At 74.2% G+C, this 23,675-nt stretch carries 23 protein-coding genes; 12 read left to right on the top strand and 11 right to left on the bottom strand.

What is annotated here, in order from left to right; genetic code table 11:
* Positions 1-18: 18 nt before the first annotated feature.
* Positions 19-627 carry a response regulator transcription factor gene (locus OU787_RS14975; protein ID WP_268659625.1) on the bottom strand — a complete coding sequence of 203 codons (609 nt, stop codon included), beginning with the start codon at positions 625-627 and terminating at the stop codon, positions 19-21.
* An 86-nt stretch (positions 628-713) separates the two neighbouring features.
* Here OU787_RS14975 and OU787_RS14980 point away from each other — a divergent pair, with 86 nt between their 5' ends.
* The gene (locus OU787_RS14980) at positions 714-1,448 is read left to right on the top strand and encodes an ABC transporter ATP-binding protein (RefSeq protein ID WP_030464378.1); all 735 of its coding nucleotides are present in this window, start codon (positions 714-716) and stop codon (positions 1,446-1,448) included.
* Between the two features lie 364 nt (positions 1,449-1,812).
* Positions 1,813-3,912 (top strand): ABC transporter permease, encoded by a 2,100-nt coding sequence (locus OU787_RS14985; protein WP_327059386.1) that lies wholly within the window; start codon positions 1,813-1,815, stop codon positions 3,910-3,912.
* Between the two features lie 13 nt (positions 3,913-3,925).
* On the opposite strand, the gene OU787_RS14990 is transcribed toward OU787_RS14985, so the two are convergent.
* Complete coding sequence (locus OU787_RS14990) at positions 3,926-4,579, bottom strand: hypothetical protein (RefSeq protein ID WP_268659626.1); 654 nt, start codon at positions 4,577-4,579, stop codon at positions 3,926-3,928.
* Entirely contained in the window at positions 4,576-5,154 is a 579-nt protein-coding gene (locus OU787_RS14995) for an RNA polymerase sigma factor (RefSeq protein WP_268659627.1), read from the bottom strand. Before OU787_RS14995 ends, OU787_RS14990 begins: the two co-directional genes overlap by 4 nt.
* A 231-nt stretch (positions 5,155-5,385) precedes the next feature.
* Between OU787_RS14995 and OU787_RS15000 the strand changes: the two genes are divergently transcribed.
* On the top strand, positions 5,386-6,405 hold the full coding sequence (locus OU787_RS15000; protein WP_268659628.1) for a restriction endonuclease: 1,020 nt from the start codon (positions 5,386-5,388) through the stop codon (positions 6,403-6,405).
* Between the two features lie 14 nt (positions 6,406-6,419).
* Here the strand turns inward: OU787_RS15000 and OU787_RS15005 are convergent, their stop codons facing one another.
* Positions 6,420-7,577 carry an alpha/beta hydrolase gene (locus OU787_RS15005; RefSeq protein WP_268659629.1) on the bottom strand — a complete coding sequence of 386 codons (1,158 nt, stop codon included), beginning with the start codon at positions 7,575-7,577 and terminating at the stop codon, positions 6,420-6,422.
* A 305-nt stretch (positions 7,578-7,882) separates the two neighbouring features.
* Here OU787_RS15005 and OU787_RS15010 point away from each other — a divergent pair, with 305 nt between their 5' ends.
* The gene (locus OU787_RS15010) at positions 7,883-8,893 is read left to right on the top strand and encodes an aldo/keto reductase (protein ID WP_268659630.1); all 1,011 of its coding nucleotides are present in this window, start codon (positions 7,883-7,885) and stop codon (positions 8,891-8,893) included.
* Positions 8,894-8,935: 42 nt separating this feature from the next.
* Positions 8,936-9,358 (top strand): SRPBCC family protein, encoded by a 423-nt coding sequence (locus OU787_RS15015; RefSeq protein WP_030463193.1) that lies wholly within the window; start codon positions 8,936-8,938, stop codon positions 9,356-9,358.
* A 153-nt stretch (positions 9,359-9,511) separates the two neighbouring features.
* On the opposite strand, the gene OU787_RS15020 is transcribed toward OU787_RS15015, so the two are convergent.
* The 4 genes from OU787_RS15020 to OU787_RS15035 all read right to left on the bottom strand — a co-directional run bounded on the left by OU787_RS15020 (position 9,512) and on the right by OU787_RS15035 (position 12,128).
* Complete coding sequence (locus OU787_RS15020) at positions 9,512-9,976, bottom strand: SRPBCC family protein (protein ID WP_268659631.1); 465 nt, start codon at positions 9,974-9,976, stop codon at positions 9,512-9,514.
* A gap of 112 nt (positions 9,977-10,088) precedes the next feature.
* Complete coding sequence (locus tag OU787_RS15025; protein ID WP_030463195.1) at positions 10,089-10,655, bottom strand: PIN domain-containing protein; 567 nt, start codon at positions 10,653-10,655, stop codon at positions 10,089-10,091.
* A 1-nt stretch (position 10,656) separates the two neighbouring features.
* Positions 10,657-11,121: an excisionase family DNA-binding protein gene (locus OU787_RS15030; protein ID WP_268659632.1), complete on the bottom strand. Its 465-nt coding sequence runs from the start codon at positions 11,119-11,121 to the stop codon at positions 10,657-10,659.
* 113 nt (positions 11,122-11,234) lie between these two features.
* Complete coding sequence (locus OU787_RS15035; RefSeq protein WP_268659633.1) at positions 11,235-12,128, bottom strand: ketopantoate reductase family protein; 894 nt, start codon at positions 12,126-12,128, stop codon at positions 11,235-11,237.
* Positions 12,129-12,317: 189 nt separating this feature from the next.
* Here OU787_RS15035 and OU787_RS15040 point away from each other — a divergent pair, with 189 nt between their 5' ends.
* Complete coding sequence (locus OU787_RS15040; RefSeq protein ID WP_268659634.1) at positions 12,318-13,217, top strand: LysR family transcriptional regulator; 900 nt, start codon at positions 12,318-12,320, stop codon at positions 13,215-13,217.
* Between the two features lie 168 nt (positions 13,218-13,385).
* On the top strand, positions 13,386-14,570 hold the full coding sequence (locus tag OU787_RS15045; RefSeq protein WP_268659635.1) for a hypothetical protein: 1,185 nt from the start codon (positions 13,386-13,388) through the stop codon (positions 14,568-14,570).
* Between the two features lie 12 nt (positions 14,571-14,582).
* On the opposite strand, the gene OU787_RS15050 is transcribed toward OU787_RS15045, so the two are convergent.
* Complete coding sequence (locus OU787_RS15050) at positions 14,583-14,954, bottom strand: hypothetical protein (protein WP_268659636.1); 372 nt, start codon at positions 14,952-14,954, stop codon at positions 14,583-14,585.
* Positions 14,955-15,331: 377 nt separating this feature from the next.
* On the opposite strand from OU787_RS15050, the gene OU787_RS15055 reads away from it, so the two are divergent.
* Positions 15,332-16,480, top strand: a complete 1,149-nt coding sequence (locus OU787_RS15055) for a metallophosphoesterase (protein WP_268661869.1) — start codon at positions 15,332-15,334, stop codon at positions 16,478-16,480.
* A gap of 43 nt (positions 16,481-16,523) precedes the next feature.
* Here the strand turns inward: OU787_RS15055 and OU787_RS15060 are convergent, their stop codons facing one another.
* Positions 16,524-17,456: a LysR family transcriptional regulator gene (locus tag OU787_RS15060; protein ID WP_030463202.1), complete on the bottom strand. Its 933-nt coding sequence runs from the start codon at positions 17,454-17,456 to the stop codon at positions 16,524-16,526.
* Positions 17,457-17,687: 231 nt separating this feature from the next.
* Here OU787_RS15060 and OU787_RS15065 point away from each other — a divergent pair, with 231 nt between their 5' ends.
* Entirely contained in the window at positions 17,688-19,661 is a 1,974-nt protein-coding gene (locus OU787_RS15065) for a lamin tail domain-containing protein (RefSeq protein WP_268659637.1), read from the top strand.
* A 132-nt stretch (positions 19,662-19,793) separates the two neighbouring features.
* Here the strand turns inward: OU787_RS15065 and OU787_RS15070 are convergent, their stop codons facing one another.
* Positions 19,794-20,549 carry a helix-turn-helix domain-containing protein gene (locus OU787_RS15070; RefSeq protein WP_268659638.1) on the bottom strand — a complete coding sequence of 252 codons (756 nt, stop codon included), beginning with the start codon at positions 20,547-20,549 and terminating at the stop codon, positions 19,794-19,796.
* 254 nt (positions 20,550-20,803) lie between these two features.
* Here OU787_RS15070 and OU787_RS15075 point away from each other — a divergent pair, with 254 nt between their 5' ends.
* The 3 genes from OU787_RS15075 to OU787_RS15085 all read left to right on the top strand — a co-directional run bounded on the left by OU787_RS15075 (position 20,804) and on the right by OU787_RS15085 (position 23,296).
* The gene (locus tag OU787_RS15075; RefSeq protein ID WP_268659639.1) at positions 20,804-21,472 is read left to right on the top strand and encodes a DUF4097 family beta strand repeat-containing protein; all 669 of its coding nucleotides are present in this window, start codon (positions 20,804-20,806) and stop codon (positions 21,470-21,472) included.
* 64 nt (positions 21,473-21,536) lie between these two features.
* Positions 21,537-22,523: an ATP-binding cassette domain-containing protein gene (locus OU787_RS15080; RefSeq protein ID WP_268659640.1), complete on the top strand. Its 987-nt coding sequence runs from the start codon at positions 21,537-21,539 to the stop codon at positions 22,521-22,523.
* Positions 22,520-23,296 (top strand): ABC transporter permease, encoded by a 777-nt coding sequence (locus OU787_RS15085; RefSeq protein ID WP_030463207.1) that lies wholly within the window; start codon positions 22,520-22,522, stop codon positions 23,294-23,296. Before OU787_RS15080 ends, OU787_RS15085 begins: the two co-directional genes overlap by 4 nt.
* Positions 23,297-23,675: the final 379 nt, after the last annotated feature.

Below are 23,675 nucleotides of genomic sequence, written 5' to 3' on the forward strand. Positions count from 1 at the left end.
CCGGCAGGTCGGAGCGGGTCAGAGCCAGCCGGCCTCGCGGGCGATCCGGACGGCGTCGGTGCGGTTGCGGGCGTTCAGTTTGCCGACGACCGCGGTCAGCACGTTGCGCACGGTGCCGGTGGACAGGTGGAGGCGGGCGGCGATCTCGGGCGGTTCGGCGCCGCCCGCCAGTTCGCGCAGGACGTCGTTCTCGCGGGGGGTGAGCGGGTTGTCCGCCAGGTCCCAGGCGGCGACGGCCAGGGCCGGGTCCAGCACCCTTCCGCCGGCGGCCACCCGGCGGATGGCCGCGACCAGGTCGGCGGGCGGTGCGGTCTTCAGCAGGAAGCCGTCGACCTTGGCGTCCAGGGCGCGGCGGAGCAGTCCGGGGCGGCCGAGCGAGGTGAGCATCAGCGTCCGGCAGGCGGGCAGCCGCTCCTTGAGCGCGGCGGCCGCTTGGAGTCCGTCCGTCCGGCCGGGCATCTCGATGTCCAGGACCGCCACGTCGGGGTGGAAGACCAGGGCCCGGGGCAGCACGTCGTCCGCCGAGTCCGCCTCCGCGACGACCTCCAGGTCGGGTTCCAGCCCGAGGAGGGCCACCAGGGCGCCGCGCACCACGTGCTGGTCCTCGGCCAGCAGGAGTCTGATCATGGCCCGACCCTACCCGTGACGAGGTCACGGGTGGCGCGTGTTCCCGTCCCTGGGAAGGGAGTTCGCGGGCCGGGAGGCTGGAGGGCATGAGCGATGCGATCACTTTGGACGCCGTGAGCAAGGTCCACGGCAAGGGGCGGGGCGCAGTCGCCGCGCTGCGGGAGGTGACGGTGCGGCTGCCGAAGGGCGGCTTCACCGCGGTGATGGGGCCGTCCGGTTCGGGCAAGAGCACCTTCCTGCACTGCGCGGCGGGCCTGGACCGGCCGACCGCCGGGACGGTCCGGCTCGGCGGCACCGACCTGTCCCGGCTGGGCGAGCGGGAACTGACCGAACTGCGGCGCGACCGGGCCGGGTTCGTGTTCCAGTCGTTCAACCTGGTCTCCGCGCTGACCGTCGAGCAGAACGTCACGCTGCCGCTGCGGCTGGCCGGGCGGCGGGCCGATCCGGGGCGGCTGGCGGAACTCGTCCGCCGGGTGGGCCTGCAGGACCGCACCGGGCACCGGCCGGGCCAGCTGTCCGGCGGCCAGCAGCAGCGGGTGGCGATCGCGCGGGCGCTGGTCGCGGACCCGGAGGTGGTGTTCGCCGACGAACCCACCGGCGCGCTGGACACCATGACGGCCCGTGAGGTGCTCGTCCTGCTGCGGCAGACCGTCGACGAGCTCGGCCAGACCCTGGTCATGGTCACCCACGACCCGGTCGCCGCGTCCTACGCCGACGAGGTGCTGTTCCTGGCCGACGGCCGGGTCGTCGACACCCTGACCGGGCCGACCGCCGCCGCGGTCGCCGACCGCATGATCCGGCTGGGAGCGTGGAACCGATGATGCTGGGACTCGCCCTCGCCACCCTCCGGCACCGCCGGGCCGGGTTCGCCGGCGCCTTCGTCGCCCTGTTCTGCGCCGCCGCCCTGGTCTGCGGCTGCGGGACGCTGCTGGTCACCGGCCTGGTCGGCACCGTCCGGCCGGAGCGGTACGCGGCCGCGCCGATCGTCGTCTCCGGCGACCAGGAGGTGCACGCCACCGTCGACAAGGGGAAGGGGAAGGTCAAGGAGAAGTCCAAGCCGATCGCGGACCGCGCCTGGGTCCCGGCCGCCCTCGCCGACCGGGTCGCGGCCCTGCCGTCGGTGCGGGCCGTCGCCACCGAGGTGACCTTCCCGGCGCTGCTGCCCGGCGGGCCGGACCGCGGTGCGTGGGGCCACGGCTGGGAGTCGGCGCCGCTGGCGGCCTCGTCCTGGCCGCCGGCCGGGCGCCCGCCGCCGACGACGAGGTGGTCGTGGACGCGGCCACCGCGGCCCGGGCGCGCCTGTCGCCCGGCTCCGCGACGGCCGTCCGGACGCCCTCGGGGACGCTGGGCGTGCGGGTGGTCGGGGTCACCGCGCAGGGCTTCGCCGACCAGTCCGCGGTCTTCTTCGCCACCGGCCGGGCCCGGGCGCTCGCCGGCCACGACGGCCTGGTCGGCGCGATCGGCGTCTTCCCGGCCGCGCCGTCGGCCGCCGCCGACGTCCGGGCGCTGCTGGCCGGCACCCCCGGCGCGGTGGTCCGCACCGGCGACGACCGCGGCGGCGCGGAGTTCCCGGACGCCGCCGGGGCCGGGGTGCGCCTGGTCAGCACGGGCGCCGTCCTGGCCGGCACCTCGCTGCTGGTGGCCCTGCTGATCGTGGTCGGCACCTTCGGCCTGTCGGTCCAGCAGCGGCAGCGGGAGATCGCGGTGCTGCGGGCAGTGGCCGCGACCGGGCGGCAGGTCCGCAGGATGATCGGCGGCGAGGCGCTGCTGCTCGGCCTGTCCGCCGGGATCCTGGGCGCCACCGCCGGTCTGCCGCTGGGCAGTTGGCTGCACGGCCGATTCGTCGCCCTGGGCGTGGCCCCGGCGAACCTGCCGGTGGTGCTCTCGCCCTTCCCGGCGCTGGCCGCCGCGGCCACCACCCTGCTGGCCGGCTGGGCGGCGGCCCGGATCTCGGCCCGGCGGGCGACCGCGGTCAAGCCGGTCGAGGCGCTCGGCGAGGCGGAGGTGGAGCCGGCCCGCCCGGCCGCGGCCCGGATCGTCCTCGGGGCGCTGGCCGCCGCCGGCGCGGTGGTGCTGACCGTCCTGCTGACCGCCCTGCACAGCGACCAGGCCGCGACACCGGTCTGCTTCCTCGCCGTCCTGCTGTGGTGCACCGCGCTCTCCCTGCTCGGCCCGCTGGTGGCCCGGGCCGGGACGGCCGTCCTGGGCCTGCCGCTGCGGGCGTCCCGGATCGGCGGCTGGCTGGCCGTCCGGCACCTGCGGGCCGGGGCGCACCGGCTGGCGTCGGTGGTGGTGCCGCTGACCCTGCTGATCGCCATGGCCTGCACCATCCTGTTCACCCAGACCACCACCGGGCACGCGGCCGCCGCCCAGCGCGAACGCGGCAGCACCGCCGACTTCGTGGTCGGCCCGCACGCCCCGGCCTCCGCCGCCGAGGCGCTGGCCGCGGTGCCGGGCGTCCGGACGGTGACCCGGGTCCTGCACAGCCAGGTCCGGGACGGGCTCACCCGGCGCAGCGTGCAGGCCGTCACCCCCGAGCGGCTGGCCGACACCCTCGACCTCGGCGTCACCGCCGGCGACCCCGGCCGGCTGGCGGACGACACGGCGGCGGCCGCGGACGGGCTGGGCTACCGGCTCGGCCAGCGGGTCCGGCTGACCCTCGCCGATGGCACCCCGGCGGAGGTGACGGTGGTCGCGCTCTACGGCCGCGGCCTGGGCTTCGGCGACCTGACCCTCGCGCACGGCCTGGTCGCCGCCCACGTCGACGTGCCGCTGGACGACGAACTGCTGGTCCGCGGCGACGGCCTGACCCGGCAGTCGCTCACCGCCGCCCTGCGGGGCGAGCCCGGGCTCGGGGTGCTCGACCGGGCCTCCGCGTCCGCCGCCGCCGCGGCGAACCGGACCGGCGCGCAGATCGGCTACGTCATGCTCGGGCTGATCATCACCTTCGTGGCCATCGCCGTCCTGAACACCCTGGCCATGGGCATCGCCGACCGCCGCCACGAGTTCGCCGCGCTGGCCCTGGCCGGCGCCACCCGCCGCCAGATCCGGCGGATGCTCGGCTGGGAGACCGCCGTCGCCGTCGTCCTCGCCACCGCGCTGGGCCTGGCCGTCGCCCTCGCGGTGCTCACCACCTACGCCGAGGGCATCACCCGCGGCACCGCCGGGGTCGCCGTCCCCGGCACCGAGCTCGCCCTGGTGCTGCTCGGCGCGGCCGCCCTGGCCGCCCTCGGCACCTGGGTCCCCGCCCGCGCCACCCTGCGGGGGCCGCACCGCCGGGCCTGACGGGGCGGGTCCGTCAGCCCTGGCCGACGCCGACCTGGGCGGCGGGGAAGCAGGCCGGGGCCGGGTTGGTCAGCATGACGGCCAGGCTCCCGACGGACTTGCGGAGCGCGCCCGGCGGGGCCTCGTCGACGACCAGCAGGGTGTCGCCGGCCGGGACCGCGCCGGGGTCGAGCAGGGCGACGCGGCCGTTCTCCGGGTCCAGGGACATCGCCCGGCCGAGGTGGCCGGTGTCGACCGGGGTGACCTTCGCGGAGCAGGAATCCGACGGGGACAGGACGACGGCGGGCAGCCCCGCCCGGCGCAGCGCGTCCTGCAGCCCGGAGAGCTCGGTGCCGATGATCTCCACGGCGACGAGGCGGTCGGGGCGGACCGTCACGGTGTAGCCGACCTCGTCGAGGGCGCCGCCCTCCACCGCCGGAGGGACCGCCTCCTGGCGGGTGGCGGGGCCGCTGCCGGCCTGGGCGCCCAGCAGGACGGCGGCGACGGCCGCGGCCAGGCCCAGCGAGGTGACCGCGATCCGCCCGGTGCGGCGCCGCCGGACGGGCAGCGGGACGAGCACGGGGCGGGCGGCGGCGGCACGGGCGGTCAGCTCGTCCTCGAGGCGCTGCCGGAAGTTGACGGGGGTGTCCGCGGGGATGTCCGTGGGGATGTCCAGGGGGGTGTTCACGAGGCGACCTCCAGAAGGGTGTTCAGGGACGGGCCGGTCTGCGGGGCGACGCCCTTCAGCGCCTTGCGGGCCCGGTGCAGGCGCATCCGCGCGGTGGCGGCGCCGATCCCCAGCGCCCGGGCGGCCTCGCGGACGGTCAGCCCGTCGAGCGCCACCAGGTCCAGCACGGCGCGCAGCGGCTCGGACAGCGCCGCGTGCCGCCCGGCCAGCTGCCGGGCGGCGCGGTCCGCGTCGATCCGGGCCTCGATCACGGCGGCGTCCTGCTCGTCGAGCATCCGGCGGCCGGCGATCCGGGAGACGGCGTGCCGCTCCCGGGCACTGCCGCGGAAGTGCGCGGCCAGCACGTTCCGGGCGATGCCGTACAGCCAGGCGGCGGGCGTCCCCCGCCGGGCGTCGTAGCCGTCCGCCTGTTCCAGCGCGGTCAGGAAGACGTCGGCGGTCAGGTCGGCCGCCAGGTGCACGCTGTCGGTGCGCCGGGTGACGAAGCCGAGGACCGCGGCGAAGTTCTGCCGGTAGAACTCGGCGAACCCGGCCGGATCCGGCACGGGTGGGACGGCGGGGTGCTCCGTGGGCACGGACGCTCCTTGGGACGGGCGGGTGACTGCTTACGCCTCTACTTGGCTCCGGCGCCGAAAAGCGTCACACGGCCCCACCGGGAACGCCGCACCGGACCTCCGTCCGGAGCGGGCCGCGGGGAGCCGTGCACCACGGCGCGGACATCGCCCGGCCCCTCGGGCGGGGACGTCACAGGTCGAGGCAGTGTGACGGGTCCTCCCCTGTCGTAGGGCACCGCCAGAATGGCGCGCATGACGAACAGCGGAGCGGCGGACGAGGCCCCCGACGCCGAACCCCGCGTCGGAGACTTCTGGGACGAGCGCCTCGATGAGTGGCTGGAGACGATCGCAGGTTCCGACCCACCGGGGGACGTCGGGAACGGCGGGCAGGACGAACCGTCCGGCGCGATCCAGGACTGGTCCTTCCCCACGGACGCGTTGCGGGACGAGTACCTCACGTCCGTAGGGTCACGATCCGAGGATTCCGTGCTCCGGCTCCTGCGCCGGTTCCTCTTCGAGGACGCCGCATTCGATGCGGACTTCCGCGCGTTCCGGGCCATCCTGTGCGACGGGGACGCGGCCGCCCGCGGCACCGCCCCTCCCGAATACGTGCGCAGGCTGCGCCTCTGGATGGGAAAGAAGCGCAGGCCGCACCCCGGAGTCCGCTGGTGCCTCGATCTTCTGCCCTTCGCCCCGAAGGCGGCGATCGACGTGATTCACGGCTATCTGGCCGCGCACTTCTGGGTGCTCCCGGACGGGAGGATCGACGGTCTGGGCGACGCCATGGCGATCATCCGGGCGCGGTGGCTGGGTCCGGATGCCCAGGGGCGGGAGCTGCTCTTCTCCCTGAGCCCCCGGGAGTTGGAGCAACTGACCGGTGCGCTGTACGAAGCCATGGGCTACCGGGCGACGCTCACCCCGCCCCAGCGGGACGGCGGCCGTGACGTCGTGGCGGTGAAGGAAGGTCCCGGGCAGCGCGAACTCGTGCTGGTCGAGTGCAAGGGGTACTCCGCCCCGGTCGGCGTGGAGGTCGTCCGGGCCCTGCTCGGCGTGGTCGCGGCCGAGCGTGCGAACAAAGGCGTCCTGGTCACCTGCGGGCGGTTCACGCGGGGGGCGGTCATGCTCGCCGCCGGAGAGCCCCGGCTGGAGCTCATCTCCGGCGACGATTTCTCCGCACTCCTGAGCTCCCATCTCGGAACGTCGTGGCACCTCCGGCGCGAATCCGTCATCGAGCGGCACCAGCGCCGCATGGACGAACGTTCCTCGGCCTGAAGGGCGACTGCGGTTCAGGGTTCGGCGTTCATGGGTGGGCGGGGCGGGGCGGGGTGGGTGGTGGTCCAGGTGGTGAAGTCTTCGATGCCGTCGATGAGGGCTTCGAAGCGGAAGGAGTGGAAGAGGTCGAAGGCGTGGTGGGCGCCGGGGAGTTCGACGGAGACGACGGGGGAGGTGGAGGTGGTGCGGAGGGCGTGGACGAGGGCGCGGGGGTTGTCCAGGTCGACGAGTTCGTCGAGGTCGCCGTGGGCGATGAGGAAGGGCGGGGCGTCGGGGCGGGCGAGGTTGACGGGGGAGGTGGCGGGGTCGCCGTCGAAGTAGGTGCCGAGGAAGCCGTTGAGGCAGATGGCGGCGGTGACGGTGGTGTCGGCGGATTCGAAGCCGGGCTGGTAGGCGGGGTCGTCGGGGGTGAGGGCGGCGAGGGCGGCGAGGTGGCCGCCGGCGGAGCTGCCGGAGACGAAGACCGGGGCGTCGGGGTGGGCGCCGTACTCGTGGGCGTGGGCGCGGGCCCAGGCGATGACCTTCTTGGCGTCGATCAGGTGGTGGGGGTGGGAGAAGGCGGGGCGCAGGCGGTAGTTGGCGCTGATGCAGACCCAGCCCCGGGCCGCGAAGCGGTGCAGGAGGGGGAGGGACTGGGTGTTCTTGCGGCCCTGGTCGTAGTGGCCGCCGTGGAAGTGGATGAGGACGGGGCCGCCCTGCGGGCGGGCGCGGTGGTGGTAGACGTCCAGCAGGTTGCGGGGGCCGGCGTCGCCGTAGCGGAGGTCGGGGACGCGGACGACCTCGCGGCGGCGGCGGAGGAAGGGGTGGAGCAGGATGCGGGTCAGGGGCGGCCGGTGCGGGGTGTTGGCGTCGGGGCCGAGTGCCTCGGCGAGGGCGCGGCGGACCACGGGGGCGGTGCGGATGCCGCGGCGGGCGACGACGGCGAGGCCGGTGGCGGTGACGGCGGCGAGGGCGACGGCCAGCCGGTCGGCGGTGGTGGTGATGTCGCCCTCGGCGAAGGCGAGCGCGGTCGAGGCGGCGAGGGCGTAGAGGGCGAGGAAGGGCAGTTCGTTGAAGACCAGGCCGAGGCGGTAGCTGAACCAGAAGAGCACGCTCGGCCCGCGGACGGGCACCAGGCAGAACACCGTGACCGCGGTGGCCAGCAGCACGGTCGTCAGGTATCCCACGGCCATCGGAACCACTCCCGTCGTGACTCGGTTCAGGACCTCGCACAGGTACACACGGTTCGGGGCGGCTTTTCGGTGCGGCCCGTCAGGGGTCGGCGGGGCGCGGCGAGGGTCGGCAGGGCGCGGCGAGGGTCGGCAGGGCGCGGAAGGTGCGGCGGGGTGCGGGGCGCCCGTTTGCATTAGTCGGCGTGTGCAATTATTGTCGATGCAAGTAAGGGTCGCCTGCATCGAATGTTCGCGCCCGCACCGCCTGGCGGGCCCCGGCCCTCCCCCGGGCCGCCGCCCGCCGGCCGCTCCGCAAAGGCACCGCCATGACCCTCAAGAACCTCCTCCCCGGCAAGCTCGGCTTCGGCACCGCCCCGCTCGGCAACATGTTCCGGGCGATCCCCGACGAGCAGGCCCGCGCCACCGTCGAGGCCGCCTGGGACCAGGGCGTCCGCTACTACGACACCGCCCCGCTGTACGGCGCGGGCCTGGCCGAGGAGCGCCTCGGCGAGGTGCTCTCCGGCAAGCCGCGCGACTCCTACGTGCTGTCCACCAAGGTCGGCCGGGTGATCCTCGACGAGCACGAGCCCGGTGCCCACGAACTCGGCGAGAAGGGCGGCCTGTTCGAGCACGGCAACCCGAACCGGATCGTCCACGAGTGGACCGCCGACGCCACCGAGCGCTCCATCGAGGGCAGCCTGAAGCGGCTCGGCACCGACCGTCTGGACATCGTCTGGGTGCACGACATCGCCCAGGACTTCCACGGCGACGCCTGGCTCGGCACGTTCGAGGAGGCCCGCACCGGCGCCTTCCGGGTGCTGTCCCGGCTGCGCGAGGAGGGCGTGATCCGGGCCTGGGGCCTGGGCGTCAACCGGACCGAGCCGATCGAACTGGCCCTCGCCCTCGACGAGCCGCAGCCCGACGGCTTCCTGCTGGCCGGCCGCTACACCCTGCTCGACCACGAGCACGCCCTCCAGCGCCTGCTGCCCACCGCCCAGGAGCAGGGCGTCGAGATGGTCGTCGGCGGCCCCTACAGCTCCGGCGTGCTGGCCGGCGGCACGCACTTCGAGTACCGGCAGGCCCCCGCGGAGATCGTCGGGAAGGTCGCCCGGCTGAAGGCCCTCGCCGACCGGCACGGCGTCGGCATCAAGGCCGCCGCCCTGCAGTTCTCGCTCGCCCACCCGGTGGCGGCCGCCGCCGTCCCCGGCGCGACCCGGCCCGACCGGATCGCCGAGGACACCGCCGCGCTGGCCGAGGCCGTCCCCGCCGCGTTCTGGCACGACCTGCGCGCCGCCGGACTGGTCAGCCCCACCGCACCGCTGCCGCAGGGCGCCTGACCCGCGCCTCCCCCGCGTCCCTTCACCAGGAGTAGACCCCCCATGGCTTCCACCTCCGTCAGCCGCACCGTCCACGCCACCCCCGAGCGGGTCTGGAGCCTCGTCGGCGGCTTCGACTCGCTGCCCGACTGGCTGCCCTACGTCCCCGCGAGCACCACGCTCGAAGGCGGCCGGGTGCGCCGCCTGGCCAACCCCGCCGGGGAGGTCATCGTCGAACGGCTGGTCGACTTCAACGAGGCCGAACGGCACTACAGTTACGCCATCCTGCAGGCCCCCTTCCCGGTCGACGGGTACGTCTCCACGCTCCGGGTGCACACCGTCCCCGGCCGGGCGGACCTCGCCGAGGTGCAGTGGTCCGGGCGGTTCAGCCCGACGGACGGCACCACCGAGCAGGAGGCCGTCGACCTGTTCACCAGCATCTACGCCGACGGGCTGGACGCACTGGGCGCGGCCCTCGACCGCTGAGGCCGCCGAGGGCTCCGCGGGCCGAGCCGTCGAGCCGAGCCGCGGTACCTCCAGCCCGGAGCCCTTCTTCGACCCGGTCTTCGCCTTCGCCGCCGGGCGGCTCGCCGAGCACCCGCTCTCCGAACCGTCCTGACGGGCATGCCCGACCAGCCTTCAGGGGGCGGGGGCCAGGCGGGTGGCGAGGACGCGGGCGCGGGACTGCTGGACGGCGGCGGCCTGGCGGGCGGCGAAGCGGAGCAGGCCGAACGGGGCGTGCAGGTGGAGGGTGTCGGAGAGGCGGGAGGTGGCGCCGCTGCCGGGGGTGATGGTGAAGCGGTAGGACATCCGGACGCCGCCGGGGCTGACCACGTCGCCGCTGACGGTCGCCTCGGCCGGGAGGCGGGACGGGTCGGCGCGGAGGGTGACCTCGATGCGGTTGTCGTGGGTGAACAGGCCGAGGAAGCGGAAGCGTTCGACCGCCACGTAGCGGGTCGTCCCGTCGTCCCCGTGCCGGACCTCGCGCACGTCGACGAGGAGCGGGGAGAGGCCGATGTAGTGGGCGGGGTCCGCGAGATGGGCGAGGACGTCGGCGGGCGGCGCCCCCACCTCGTAGCTGTGGTGCAGTTCGATGCTGGGCACTTCGGCTCCCCCCGGGCGGCTGGCGGACGTCCGGTGGATGATCGCACCGCCCGGCCGGGGTGACCAGGGGGCGGGTACCGGCGGGGCGATCGGCGTACGGGGTCAGGCGGGCTCAGGTGCTTTCGACGGGTCGGCCCCGGAGCATGCTCACCGAGCCGATCAGTCGGGACCGCTCCAGTTGGTTCAGCACGTCGTCGAACGTGACCGGTTCGCGCCGTCGGCTGCCGACGATCTCCATGACGCAGCCGTAGACCACGCGGTCGTCCAGGTCGATCAAGTCCATGACGAAGTCGTCGGCGCTCTTCTGTTCGATCCCCCACTCCGCCGTGCACTCGACCGGGAAGTGCTTGGCGTTGTCGGTGACGATCACCTGCGCACCGGCTTTGATCGCTGCCGCGAGCACGTGGCGATCGTCCGGGTCGGGGAGCTTGAGCCCCTCGATCAGGGGCTCGTACCCGGTGACGAGGCAGTCCCGCACCGCCGCGTTCATCCGGCGCCGCAGCTCCGCGCGCTTCCCGTCGTTCCCGACGCCGTTGCGGCGGAGTGCGGCTTCCACCTCGTCGAGGATCTGCTCGGTCCACTTGGCCTGGACAATTCCGTGCCTGGCCAGCCGGACGAGCAGGTCCCGGACCGTGTTCGGGTAAAGCACGTTCGAGTCGTACAGGACGATGAAGGCCATGTCAGAGCAGCCCCAGCTCCTCGTCGAGGGCGGTGAGGGCGTCGGCGGCGTCCTTGCGTTCGCGGTCGTCCCTCCGCTTGTACTCCATGACGTCGTTGAACTTGATCCGGCGGTGGCGTCCGACCCGATCGAAAGGGATGTCGCCCCGTTCCAGGAGACCGATCAGGTAGGGCCTGGAGACGTTGAGCATGTCGGCGGCGACCTGGGTGGACACGATGGCGTTGACGGGCATGACCTGCACGCCCTGCCCGTTCGCCAGGGCGGCGAGCATCGCGGCGAACATCTCCACGGTGGGCCGCGGCAGGACGAGGGGGTCGTCGGAGCCGACCTCGCCGAGGATGGTGACGTCCGTGGTGGCGTCGGTGTTGTGAGCGAGGTAGTCGCGGATCCTGCGCAGGGCTCGTTCGGCGCTCCGGGCGTCGACGGTGCCCGGCGCGATCTTCCGGCCTTCCGCGGTGGTTGCCATAGTCGGACCTCCCGGTTTCGAGTGTAGTCGCAGCATCCGAAGTATTCGAAATATTCGCAACGCCTTCCCGGGTAACGATCCGGCGAACCTTCCGGCTCCGCCCGTTCACTCGATCAGGGGGCGGGGACCGGGATGGCGGCGAGTAGGCGGGCGGTGGCGGGGGTGGGGATGCCGTGGGTCCGGGCGGTGCGCAGGACGGCGCCGGCGATGGCGTCGAGTTCGAGGGGGCGGGCGGCTTCGGCGTCGCGTTGCATCGAGGACTTGGCGGTGGGCGGGAAGCGGTCGAAGACGGCGAGCAGGGTTTCGGCTTCGACGGGGGCTCCGGCTGCGCGGGCCACGGCGGCGGTCTCGGCGAGGACGGTGAGCAGTTCGTCGCGGTGCCGGGTGCGGACGGTGCCGGTGTCGGCGCGGTGGCGGGTGGTCAGCAGGGCGAACGGGGCGAGGAAGGAGAGCTTGTCCCAGAGCACCGCGTTCTCGTCGTCGCGCAGCCGGACGCCGAGTCCGGCTTCGCGCAGGAGTTCCGCGAGGGGGGCGAACTCGGCTTCGGGCGCGGCGAGTTCGAGGTCGGTGAAGGGGCTGGTGTGGGCGATCCGGCCGGGTGCGGTGCGGGTCGCCTCGACCTTGACGGTGCCCGCGAGGACCCGGGCCGCGGGGAAGCGGGCGCGCAGCAGGGCGACGTGGTCGAGGCCGTTGAGCAGCGGGATCACGGTGGCCCGGCCGAGCACGTCGGCCGGGACGCGGTCGAGGGCTTCGGGGAGCGAGGTCTGCTTGACCGTGACGAAGAGGGTGTCCACCGGTTCGCGCAGCACGGTGCCGGCCTCGACCGGCACCGTGAACTCGCCGTGGTGGACGCTGTCGACGTGCAGTCCGTGTTCGCGCAGCGCGGCGGCGGTGCGGTCGCCGGCCAGGCAGCGGACCCGGTGTCCGGCGCGGGCGAGCAGGGCGGCGATCAGGCCGCCGACGCCGCCCGGGCCGAGGACGGCCACGGTCTGCCTGCTGGTGCTCATGGGTGCTCCTGGGTGGGGAGGGCGGGTGCGTGGTGGCGGGTCGACACCCGCCCGCGTCGGGCCGCGTCCGGAGCGCGGGGGTGACGCGGGCGGGTTGCCGCCCTGGGCCCTGAACGATGGTCAAACCTGGTGCGGCCCAAGTCAATCCATGGGTTTGCTGGGGGTGGGCCGAGCTTAGGCTTGGGGGTCGTGACTCTTGATGATCTGCGGGTGTTCGGGGCGGTCTGCCGGGCCGGGTCGCTCAGCGCGGCGGGCCGGGAGCTGGGCTGCACGCAGTCGGCGGTGAGCCAGCACGTGAAGCGGCTGGAGCGGGAGCTGGGGCTGAGCCTGCTGGAGCGGCAGCCGCGCGGGGTGGTGCCGACGCCGGCCGGGCGGGTGCTGTGGGGGGCGGTGACCGAGGGGCTGGGGCGGATCGACCAGGCGGTGCGGCGGATCGAGGAGCTCGCCCGGGCGGAGGGCGGGTCGGTGCGGGTCACCACCGGGGCGACGACCGTCCGGCACTTCATGGCCGCGGCGGTGGTGGACTTCCGGCGGCGGTTCCCGCGGGCCAGCCTGGAGTTCCAGACCGAGACGTCCAGCCGGGGCTGCTTCGACGCGCTCGCCGCCGGGGCGGTGGACCTGGCGTGGATCACGCTGCGGCCGGCGGGCGGGGAGGTGGAGCAGCGTCCGGTCGTGCACCTGCCCTGGTCGCTGGCGGTGGCGGCCGGGGACCCGCTGGCCGGACGGGAGTCCGTCGAGCCCGCGGACCTGCAGGACGTCCGGCTGATCGGGCTGCCCGAGAACTCGACCGCGCGGACCCAGCTCGGCACCTGGCTCGCCGGGGCGGGGATCCGGCCGGTCTTCGACACCAGCGTCACGGACTGGGACACCGCGATCCTGCTGGCCGGGCTCGGGCTCGGCCGGGCGGTCGTCCCGGCGCTGCCCGAGTGGAGCGGGCCGGGGCACCCGGACCTGCGGCTGGTGCCGATCCCCGCGCTGCCGCCGCTCACCGCGGGCTGGGCGGTCCGCCGCTGGGACGCCCTCTCGCCGCTGGCCCGGGCCTTCGCGGACACCGTCGCCGAGCACTGCTCCCGCCGGGAGGAGGGGTGAGCGCGGGCGCGACGGGGTGACGGCAGGCGCGGGCGCGACGGGATGAGGGCAGGCGCGGCGGGGGTGTTGCGCACACGTCCGGATCGCGCCTAGCGTGAGTCGCCGTTGATCCAGAGGTGATCCGTTCACATGGAGAGGCAAGACCTGATGATCCATCAAGTCAGAACCATGGCAAGGGCGGTGCTCGCCGCCGGACTGCTGGTCACCGGCGCGCTCACCGCCGCTCCCCCGGCGGCCGCGGCCACCGCGCCGACCGCGCTCGACACGTCCGACTACACGCTCAGCGCGGACTACCACCAGTACGACGCGCTCAACACCGCGCTGGTCTCGACGCTCGGGACCAGCGCGGTGCACACCGTGATGGACAACGCGAACCACGACCGGCAGGGGCTGGCGTCGTCCTTCTCGGTCGCCGGCCTGTCCGGCGGCTTCCGGTTCGACGACGGTGACGACGGCGACTGCCAGAGCTACCCGCAGGGCATCACCACCAGCCGGGACGCGATCGGCACCGCGAACAGCGGCAACTACGACGGCCACCAGCTGGTGCTGGTCAGCTGGTACACCAAGGACGGCTGCGACGGCGCCCAGCAGCGCAGCCGGATCACCCTGGTCGACTGGGACGCCACCTACCCCAACAAGTACCGCAAGATCCTCCTGGTGGAGCCGACCGGCACCACGGCCGCACCGAGCTTCAAGGACATCCCGGTCCACGCCGGCGGCGTCTCCTGGTACGGCGACTACCTGTACGTCGCCGACACCGGGCGCGGCATGCGGGTCTTCGACATGCGCAAGATCCTCAACACCGACACCGGCGGCACCGCCGACCAGATCGGCCGCCAGTCCGGGTCCGTCTACTACGCGCACAACTACGCCTACGTGCTGCCCCAGATCGGCACCGTCACCGCGCAGACCTCCGCCGCGGACAAGCTGGTGTGGTCGTCGATCTCCCTCGACCGGGTCAGCAAGTCGATCGTGATGACGGAGTACACCTGCCAGTCGGGCTGCACCGCCTACCCCAACCGGGCGCCGCGGGCGGTCCGCTTCCCGTTCGCCTCCGGAGCCACCACGTTCGCCGCGACCACCACCGCCAGCCAGGCGCTCCAACTGCCCTGGTACAACCTCAACGGCGTGGCCTCGCACAACGGCCGCTGGTGGTTCAACTCGTCGAACCAGAAGAAGCTCTACTACTGGACCCCGACCGCCGGGTCCTCCTCCTTCGCCTGGGTCAGCGGCGGCGAGAGCATCTCCTACTGGGAGGACGCCACCGGGCCCGACCTGCTGTGGTCCCTCCAGGAGCCCGCGAACAACCGGAACGTCTTCGCGGTCACCCAGGCCACCTACGGCGGTGGCTGACAGACCGTCAAGTCAGCACCCCGGTACCGGTCTCAGGCCGGTACCGGGCCGGGCGGCCGACCGACCGACCGACTGGGGCGCGGAGAGGCAGAGGGCGAACGGCGGGCCGTCGGCGTCGGGCGTCCAGCCGTCCGCCAGGGCGGCCCGGATGCCCGCGGCGACCTCGCCCGGCAGGACGAGCTGGTCCGGCACCGCCTCCGGGGGGAAGACGGCGGGCCGCCCGGTGTCCACGACCAGCGTCGTGCCGGGGCGGGCGGCGTGCTGCACCGCGTAGCCCAGGGAGCGCGGGTCGGGGTCGCAGCACCAGTGCTTGCTGCTCACCCGCCAGCGGTACTCGACGCCGTCGACGACGATCCGCCGGGAGCCCTTCTTCGCCAGTGCCACGTCCCGCCCCGCCCTTCCGTCCGTACGAGCCCGTGGGGCCCGCGGGGCCCGCGGGGGCCAAGTCTCCCCGGCCGGTGGGCGGGTGTCACGGGCGCCGGGGCGCACCTCGGGCTACCACCGCTCCCGCGCGTGCGCGAAACTCGGCATCACCTCCCGCACGGAGCCGGCCCGGATCGCCTGCTGACCGGGCACGTGCCGGAGGGGCACGCACGGGAGGCGGCGCGGTGGCGGACAGCGGAACCCTGGACGGGACGGACACCGAGGACGGGTCCGAGGACGGGGCGGGCAGCGCGCACGTCCCCGGACCGCGCGAACCCGGCGACGGCGACGGCGACGGCGACGGCGACAGCAGCGGCGGCCGGACGCCCCGGCGGACGGTGCTGCGGCGGCTGGGCGTGCTGGTGCTCGCCCTGGTGCTGCTCTGCCTGCCGCCGTGGTGGACGCTGCTCGCCTCCGGCGCCGACTGGCCGCTGCCGGTGGTCCTGGCGGGCACCGCCGTGCTGCTGGCCTGGATGGTCGGCTTCCCGTTCCTGATGGTCGCGGGCCACCGCTCGCGGTCCCGCGACGACCGGGCGGCCCGGATCGCGGACACCAGCCTGGGCGTGGTGTGGGTGCTGTTCACCTGGTCGGTGCTGGGCGGCCTGGTGGACCTGCTGCTGGCCGGGTTCGGCGTCGGTGGCACCGGCCGGGCCCGGCTCGTCGCGGCGGCCGTCCTGCTGGTGTCGGCCGTCCTGCTGGCCTGGGGGCACCACGAGGCGATGCGGGTGCCCCGGGTGCGGCGGCTGGACGTCCGCCTGCCGCGGCTCGGCGCCGGTCTGGACGGCACCCGGGTCGTGGTGCTGGCCGACACCCACTACGGGCCGATCGACCGGGCGGCCTGGTCGGCGAAGGTCACCGAGGCGGTCAACGCGCTGGCGGCGGACGTGGTGGTGCACGCCGGCGACATCGCGGACGGCACCCCGGCCCAGCGCCGCGCGCAGTCCGCGCCGCTGGGCGCGGTCCGGGCCGCCCTGGCCCGGGTGTACGTGACGGGCAACCACGAGTACGGCGGCGAGGCCCAGGGCTGGCTGGACCGGATGGCCGAGCTGGGCTGGGAGGCGCTGCACAACCGGCACGTGGTGGTGGAGCGCGGCGGGGACGCCCTGGTGCTGGCCGGGGTGGACGACGTCACCGCGGCGTCCTCCGGCGAGGCCGGGCACCGGGCCGACCTGTCCGGCGCGCTGGCCGGGGCGGACCCGCAGCTGCCGGTGCTGCTGGTCGCCCACCAGCCCAAGTACGTGCCGCAGGCGGTGGCGGCCGGGGTCGACCTGCAGGTCTCCGGGCACACCCACGGCGGCCAGATCTGGCCGTTCCGCTACCTGGTCCGGCTGGACCAGCCGGTGGTGCAGGGCCTGAGCCGGCACGGGGAGCGCACCCAGCTCTACACCAGCCGGGGCACCGGCTTCTGGGGGCCGCCGTTCCGGGTGTTCGCGCCGAGCGAGATCACCCTGCTGACGCTGCGCGCGGGCGGAGGGAGCGCCGGGTAGCGGCGGTTCAGCGGGCCCGGGACGGGATCCAGCCGCCGACGACTCAGCGGGCCCAGGACGGGATCCAGCCGCCGACGACGGGGGCCGTGGCGGCGGTGGCGGCGGCGAGGTGGGCGCGCAGCGCCGGGAGGGCGGGGTGCGGGTCGTCCCGGCGGTGCAGCAGCGAGTGCGGGTAGACCGGGACGGGGTCGGTGACCGGGATGCGGCGCAGGCCGTACCCGGTGGGCCAGACCAGGCGGGTGTCCTCGCCCATGAAGGTGGCCAGGGCGGGGGTGTCGGCGATGGTGTCGAGCAGCGCGTCGGAGCCGAAGTTGGGGCCGGTCGACTCGACGGTCAGGCCGAACTCGCCCGCCAGCGCCTCGTAGTAGGCGCCCCACTCGCTGCCGGGGAGGATGCCGGGCATCCAGATCCGGTGCCCGGCCAGTTCGGCGAGCGGCACCGTGCGGGCGGCGGCGAGGGCGTGCGCGGGGCCGGTGAGCAGGTGCAGCGGCTCGTCGACGACCCGGACGGCGGTGAGGTCCTCGGGCAGCGGCCGGCCGGGCATGGCGACGGCCCGGAACGAGGCGTCGACGCTGCCGGAGCGGATCGCGGCGACGGCGGCCTCGATGTCGAGCAGCATCACGATGTCCAACTCGACGTCCGGGTGGGCCCGGTGGAAGTCGCGCATCAGCCGGGCGGCCGCCCCGCGCGAGTTGATCACGTCGACCCGCAGCGGGCGGCGGCCGGCGCGGACGGAGGCGGCGGCCCGGTCGGCGACCCGCAGCAGTTCGCGGGCGTGCGGCAGGAACGCCAGGCCGTCGATGGTGGGTTCGGCGCCGCGCGGGGTGCGGGCGAACAGCCGGACGCCGAGGTCGCGTTCGAGCCCGGCGATCCGCTTGGAGACGGCCTGCTGGGTGACCGCCAGGTCGGTGGCGGCCTTCTGGAACTGGCCCGCCTCCGCGACGGCGACGTAGGTGCGTACGGCTTCGAGGTCCATGACGCCCACCCTACCGAACAACCACGAGTTGTTCCGTAGGCGGTAGAAGGCGGGGTGAGCTGCGGAAAAACCCTCCACGTGGTCAACCGCCAGTTGTGCGGTGACCGCCCCGGCCGGTTGGCCGGATCCGGTCGGACCGGCGGCCCGCCAACCTGGCGTTCCGGCGGGAAGAGCCCGGGATTCAACCCGCGTACACGCTGTTTCCACGTGGGGTCGCCAGAGTTCCGCCCCGTGCCTAACTCACACTCGCGTGTCGGCGTCGCCTCCCTGTGCGCCGCGTCCCTGACCTTCTCCGGGCTGGTCGTCACCGGGCTGCTCGCCGCGCAGCCCGCCGCGGCCGCCGACCCGGCCGGCTACCAGAACGTGCGCATCAACGAGGTGAGCTCCGCCAACAGCGACACGGTGGAGCTCTACAACAGCGGTTCGACGGCGGTGAGCCTCAGCGGCTGGAAGATGTCCGACGACGGCTTCTCCCCGCAGTCCTTCAGCCCGTCCGCGAGCAGCATCCCGGCCGGCGGCTTCGTCACCTTCGACTCGCCCAAGGGGCTGGGCGATTCGGACAAGGTGGTGATCTACACCGCCGACGGCACCGTGGTCGACCGGGTCGACTGGGCCACCGGCAGGGCCAAGCCCGCGATGGCCCGCTGCGGCGGCGACGGCACCGGCAGCTGGGTGACCGGCACCGGCACGACCACCTTCGGTTCGGCGAACGCCGCCGGCTGCCCGGCGTCGCCGCCCGCCGCGAGCCGGGTCCGGATCAACGAGGTCAGCTCGGACGGCTCGGACACCGTCGAGCTGTACAACGGCGGCACCAGCGCGGTCAGCATCGGCTCGTGGAAGTACGTCGACAGCGACACCGCGCACTCCGCCGCCTCGATCTCGTCCTCCGCCCCGAGCGCGACCAGCATCCCCGCGGGCGGCTACGTCACGTTCGGCTCGACCATCGGCCTGGGCGGCAGCGACTCGCTGTTCCTGCTCGACGGCAGCGGCAACACCGTCGACTCGGTCAGCTGGGCCGCGTCCGGCGCCTCGCCCTCGGACGAGCGCTGCGCCACCGGCTTCCAGACCTCCGCGAGTGCGACCTTCGGCACGGTGAACTCCTGCGCGGGCAGCACCCCCGGCGGCGGCACCGGCGGCGGCACCACCGGCCAACTGCTGGGCGGTGGCGGAGCGTTGACCAGCGGCTGCACCCCGGAGGCCCCCAGCGGCACCGGTTCCGCCCCGTCCGGCACCCGGTCCTGGCCCGGCGGCCTCGACGTCACCATCGCCGACAACGTCTGCGCGTTCACCACCTCCACCGGCCCCGAGGGCCGGGACGTCAGCGGGCTGGCCTTCGACCCGGCGAACCCGTCCGTGCTGTGGGCCGCCAAGAACAAGAACTGGCTGTACAAGCTGGTCAAGAGCAACGGCAAGTGGGTCCCGGACGCCACCTGGAGCGCCACCGGCAAGCAGATCCGCTTCGCGGGCGGCACCGGCCAGCCCGACTCCGAGGGCCTGACCGTCGGCGGCAACGGCCACCTCTACGTGACCTCCGAGCGCGACAACGCCAACAACACCGTGCCGAAGGACACCGTCATGGAGTTCGACCCGGCCGCCACCGGCAGCACCCTCACCCCGCTGCACCAGTGGGACATGACCGCGCAGTTCCCGCAGCTGAACACCGGCAGCAAGGACGACGCCAACCTCGGCTTCGAGGGCGTCGGCTACGTCCCGGACAGCTGGCTGACCGCCAACGGCTGGACCGACCCGCTCACCGGCGCCGCCTACGACCCGGCGAACTACCCGCTGCACGGCGCCGGCCTGTTCTTCGCCGGCCTGGAGTACGACGGCACCCTGCACGTCTACGGCCTCAACTCGGACGGCAGCTTCACCACCTTCGGCACCGTCTCCACCGGCAAGCCGGGCGTGATGGACGTGACCTTCGACGCCGGCACCCAGCGCATCGTCGCCACCTGCGACAACACCTGCGGCGAGACCCACACCTTCCTGAAGGTCAACGCCTCCGGCGCGATCGTCCCCGACGTGACCTACACCAACCCCGCCGTCATGCCGGTCGACAACCTGGAGGGCTTCGCCCTCGCCCCGGCCTCCACCTGCACGGGCGGCTTCCGCGAGGCGGTCTGGAGCGACGACGGCATCTACGGCTTCGGCTCCGGCAGCTCCTCCTACGGCCACGCGCTCTACAGCGGCACCTTCCCCTGCTGACACGCCGCCGGCGCACCGCTGATGCCCGGCTGATGCCCGGCTGATCACCGCCCGCCCGACACCCCGGGGCCCCGACCGCAGCACCACGCGGTCGGGGCCCCGCCGTTTCCGGGGCGCCGCTCAGCCCCGGCGTCAGGCCGAGCGCTCGTCAGGCGCGCCGGGTCCGTCAGGCTCCGGCGCGGGCTTGGCGAGCAGCACGTCGCGGCCCTGTTCGGCGGCGCGCAGCAGCATCTCGGAGAGGTGGTCGAGGAACCGGGCGACGTTCTCCAGCCGCGTCCCGGCGGGGCTGGACGAGCCGAGGAGCGGCACGCCCCGGCGGGCGGCGGCGGCCACCGCGGAGTTGGCGTGGGCGCTGGCCACCGCGGACTGGTACCAGATCTCGTCGTCCACCACGTAGCGCTCGCGGCGGCGCTCGTCGCGCTCCCGGCGGACCATCGACTGCTCGTCCAGGAAGGCCACCGCCTTGGACACCGACGCCGGGCTGACCTGGAGGCGCTGGGCGAGTTCGCCGGCGGTCAGGCTGCCGGAGTCGGTGATCAGCAGCGCGGCCAGCACCCGGGCGGGCATCCGGCTCAGTCCCGACTGCATGAAGACGGTGGTGATCGACTCCTCGAAGGCCCCGATCGCGCCGGGGTCGCGCCCGTCGCCGGGGCGGTCGGCCGGGTGCGGGTCGCGGGACGGCGCGGTCCGGCGGTGGGCGCGGTGCTCGGTGGCCCGGTGGGCGAGGTCGGCCCGGTAGCCGGTCGGGCCGCCGTTGCGCATGACCTCGCGGGTGACGGTGGAGGTCGGACGGTCGAGCCGGCGGGCGATCTCCGCGTAGGCGAGGTCGTCGGCCAGCCCCAGCGCGATCTGCTGGCGCTCCTGCTGGGTGAGCCTGCCTCCCGGCATCGGGGGCCTCCTTCTGCGGTGCGTGACGTTACCGCGCCCAGCATAGCGTTCACTCTCAGTCCATTGCAACGGACATGCTCCCTGACGTTGCGTTAGCTTCAGCGCCATTGCAACGATTTATATGCCTTGAACTGCAGAGATGCCATTCGATTGCAACAAGCTTGTTGCCCGATCCATGAACGCAACGTAGCGTTTCTAATGTCAGAAACGAAGCGGCGCCACACCGGCACCGCCCCGCGAACAGGGAGCCCGCCATGCAGAAGTTCCACACCGCCGCCCCGATCACCGTCGCCCTGGACATCCCGGCCGGCCTGGTCCGGTTCATCGCCGCCGACCGCACCGACACCGTGGTCGAACTGCTCCCCGCCGACCCGGCGAAGAGCCGCGACACCAAGGCCGTCGAACAGACCGAGGTCGCCTACACCGACGGCGTGCTGCGGATCACCACCGACTCCGCCGCACACCGCCTGCTCGGTTCGTCCGGCGCCCTGGAGGTCACCGTGCAGCTGCCCGCCGGCTCCGCGGTCGAGGCGAAGAGCGCGGACGCCCGGCTCCGGGGCGTCGGCCGGCTCGGCGACGTCGCCTTCGAGAGCGCCCGGGGCACCGTCAAGCTCGACGAGGCGTCCGCCGCCCGGCTCACCCTGCAGGACGGCGACATCGAGGTCGGCCGCCTCACCGGCCCCGCCGCGTTCAGCACCCAGCGCGGCGACCTGACCGTCACCGAGGCGGTGCGCGGCACGCTCGACCTGACCACCGTGTCCGGCTCGATCTCGGTCGGCGTGGCCCGCGGCGTCTCCGCCTCGCTGGACGCCGGCACCGGTTACGGCCGCATCCACAACGCGCTGCGCAACGCCGACGACGTCCCCGCCGTCACCATCCGCGCCACCACCTCGCACGGCGACATCTCCGCCCGCACCGCCTGACCCGCCGTCACCTCACCGGCGCAGCAAGCCCCGCACGTCACACCCACTTCCCAAGGAGCACCTCATGACCGGCTTGGCCATCGCGGCGGACGGGCTGCGCAAGTCCTACGGCGACAAGGACGTCCTGAAGGGCGTCGACCTGGCCGTCCCCGCGGGCACGGTCTTCGCCCTGCTCGGCCAGAACGGGGCCGGCAAGACCACCGCCGTCAAGATCCTCTCCACCCTGGTCCGCCCGGACGCCGGACAGATCCGCATCGCCGGGCACGACGTGGCCACCGCCCCCCAGCGGGTGCGGGCCGCGATCGGCGTCACCGGCCAGTTCTCCGCCGTGGACGGCCTGATCACCGGCCGGGAGAACATGCACCTGATGGCCGACCTGCACCACCTGTCCAAGGCCGAAGGCCGGGCCCGGGCCGTCGAGCTGCTGGCCCGCTTCGACCTCACCGACGCCGCCGACAAGCCCGCCGCCACCTACTCCGGCGGCATGAAGCGCCGCCTGGACATCGCCATGACCCTGGTCGGCGACCCGCAGGTCATCTTCCTCGACGAGCCCACCACCGGACTCGACCCCCGCAGCCGGCACCAGATGTGGCAGACCATCCGCCGGCTCGTCACCGGCGGCACCACCGTCCTGCTCACCACCCAGTACCTGGAGGAAGCCGACCAGCTCGCCGACCGCATCGCCGTCCTGCACAACGGCACCATCGCCGCCCAGGGCACCCCCGAGGAACTCAAGCGCCTCGTCCCCGGCGGCCACGTCCGCCTGCGCTTCACCGACCCCGCCGCCTACCGCGCCGCCGCCCACGCCCTGCCGCACGCCGCCCACGACGACGACGCCCTCACCCTGCGCGCCCCCAGCGACGGCAGCCAGCGCGCCCTGCGCACCCTCCTGGACCACCTGGACGCCGCCGGGCTCGAAGCCGACGAACTCACCCTCCACACCCCCGACCTCGACGACGTCTTCTTCGCCCTCACCGGCGCCCCCACCACCACCGTCCCCGCCCAGAACACCGCCGACACCGCCGACACCGCAACGGAGAACGCCCGATGAGCACCCCCGCCCTGGCCTTCCGCGACTCCGCCACCATGCTGCGCCGCAACCTCCTGCACGCCCGCCGCTACCCCTCCCTCACCCTCAACCTGCTGCTCACCCCGGTGATGCTGCTCCTGCTGTTCGTCTACGTCTTCGGCAACGCGATGAGCGGCGGCGCCGGCCGCACCGCCTACCTCGCCTACCTCGTGCCCGGCATCCTGATGATGACCATCGGCTCGACCGTGATCGGCTCCGCCGTCTCCATGGCCACCGACATGAACGAGGGCATCGTCGCCCGCTTCCGCACCATGGCCATCCACCGCAGCTCGGTGCTGTTCGGCCGGGTCGTGGGCAGCGTCCTGCAGTGCGTCGCCTCGGTGGTGCTGGTCGGCGCCGTCGCCCTGGCCATCGGCTTCCGGCCCCACCACGCCACCGCGCTGGAGTGGCTGGCCGCCCTCGGCCTGCTCGCCCTGGTCTCCCTCGCCTTCACCTGGATCGCCGTCGCCCTCGGCCTGGGCAGCCCCAACGCCGAGGCCGCCAGCAACGCCGCCATGCCGCTGATCCTGCTCCCGATGATCTCCAGCGCCTTCGTCCCGCTGCACTCCATGCCCGGCTGGTTCCAGCCCGTCGCCCAGTACCAGCCCTTCACCCCCGCCATCGAAACCCTGCGCGGCCTGCTCCTGGGCACCCACATCGGCAACAACTGGTGGATCGCCCTCCTCTGGTGCGCGGCCCTCACCGTCCTCGGCCACCGCTGGTCCCGCGCCCAGTTCGACCGCGACCCGCAGTAGCCCGCGCCACCCGCCCCGCGCACCGCCCCGGCCCTTCCGACGGCACGTCGAACCACCCGCACGGCAACGGCAGTTGACCGCAGCGGGGAGGTGGTGACGAACCGTCGGAAGGGCCGTTCCGCGTACGCGTGCGCGCCCCGCACACCCGCTGCCGCCGCCGCGGACGGGCACGGGGACGGTTCGCGGCAGGTGCCGTGGGGGGTGGGGGCGGGGTGGCGCTTCGGCGCCGGGGGTCGACCGCCCGAACGCCGGGGTTCCGCGTGTCGCGGTGCTGCCGCGCGGCGCCGGCGGGCCGTCGCGGAGGGCCGGAACGGGCGGTGTGCGCCGTCGTTCCGGGGCGGCAGGAGGATGTGGCGTCCTGCCGGACTTCAGTCACGTG

Source organism: Kitasatospora sp. YST-16 (assembly GCF_026802215.1).
Taxonomy (GTDB): Bacteria; Actinomycetota; Actinomycetes; order Streptomycetales; family Streptomycetaceae; genus Kitasatospora; species Kitasatospora cineracea.

Bases quoted from the DNA above. Each gene is read 5' to 3' on its own strand.
- OU787_RS15005 (WP_268659629.1), bottom strand. From the start codon at position 7,577: ATGGCCGTGGGATACCTGACGACCGTGCTGCTGGCCACCGCGGTCACG.
- OU787_RS15010 (WP_268659630.1), top strand. From the start codon at position 7,883: ATGACCCTCAAGAACCTCCTCCCCGGCAAGCTCGGCTTCGGCACCGCC.
- OU787_RS14975 (WP_268659625.1), bottom strand. From the start codon at position 627: ATGATCAGACTCCTGCTGGCCGAGGACCAGCACGTGGTGCGCGGCGCC.
- OU787_RS15030 (WP_268659632.1), bottom strand. From the start codon at position 11,121: ATGGCAACCACCGCGGAAGGCCGGAAGATCGCGCCGGGCACCGTCGAC.
- OU787_RS15070 (WP_268659638.1), bottom strand. From the start codon at position 20,549: ATGCCGGGAGGCAGGCTCACCCAGCAGGAGCGCCAGCAGATCGCGCTG.
- OU787_RS15025 (WP_030463195.1), bottom strand. From the start codon at position 10,655: ATGGCCTTCATCGTCCTGTACGACTCGAACGTGCTTTACCCGAACACG.
- OU787_RS15060 (WP_030463202.1), bottom strand. From the start codon at position 17,456: ATGGACCTCGAAGCCGTACGCACCTACGTCGCCGTCGCGGAGGCGGGC.
- OU787_RS15035 (WP_268659633.1), bottom strand. From the start codon at position 12,128: ATGAGCACCAGCAGGCAGACCGTGGCCGTCCTCGGCCCGGGCGGCGTC.
- OU787_RS15000 (WP_268659628.1), top strand. From the start codon at position 5,386: ATGACGAACAGCGGAGCGGCGGACGAGGCCCCCGACGCCGAACCCCGC.
- OU787_RS15045 (WP_268659635.1), top strand. From the start codon at position 13,386: ATGGCAAGGGCGGTGCTCGCCGCCGGACTGCTGGTCACCGGCGCGCTC.
- OU787_RS14980 (WP_030464378.1), top strand. From the start codon at position 714: ATGAGCGATGCGATCACTTTGGACGCCGTGAGCAAGGTCCACGGCAAG.
- OU787_RS15015 (WP_030463193.1), top strand. From the start codon at position 8,936: ATGGCTTCCACCTCCGTCAGCCGCACCGTCCACGCCACCCCCGAGCGG.
- OU787_RS15080 (WP_268659640.1), top strand. From the start codon at position 21,537: ATGACCGGCTTGGCCATCGCGGCGGACGGGCTGCGCAAGTCCTACGGC.
- OU787_RS15075 (WP_268659639.1), top strand. From the start codon at position 20,804: ATGCAGAAGTTCCACACCGCCGCCCCGATCACCGTCGCCCTGGACATC.
- OU787_RS15085 (WP_030463207.1), top strand. From the start codon at position 22,520: ATGAGCACCCCCGCCCTGGCCTTCCGCGACTCCGCCACCATGCTGCGC.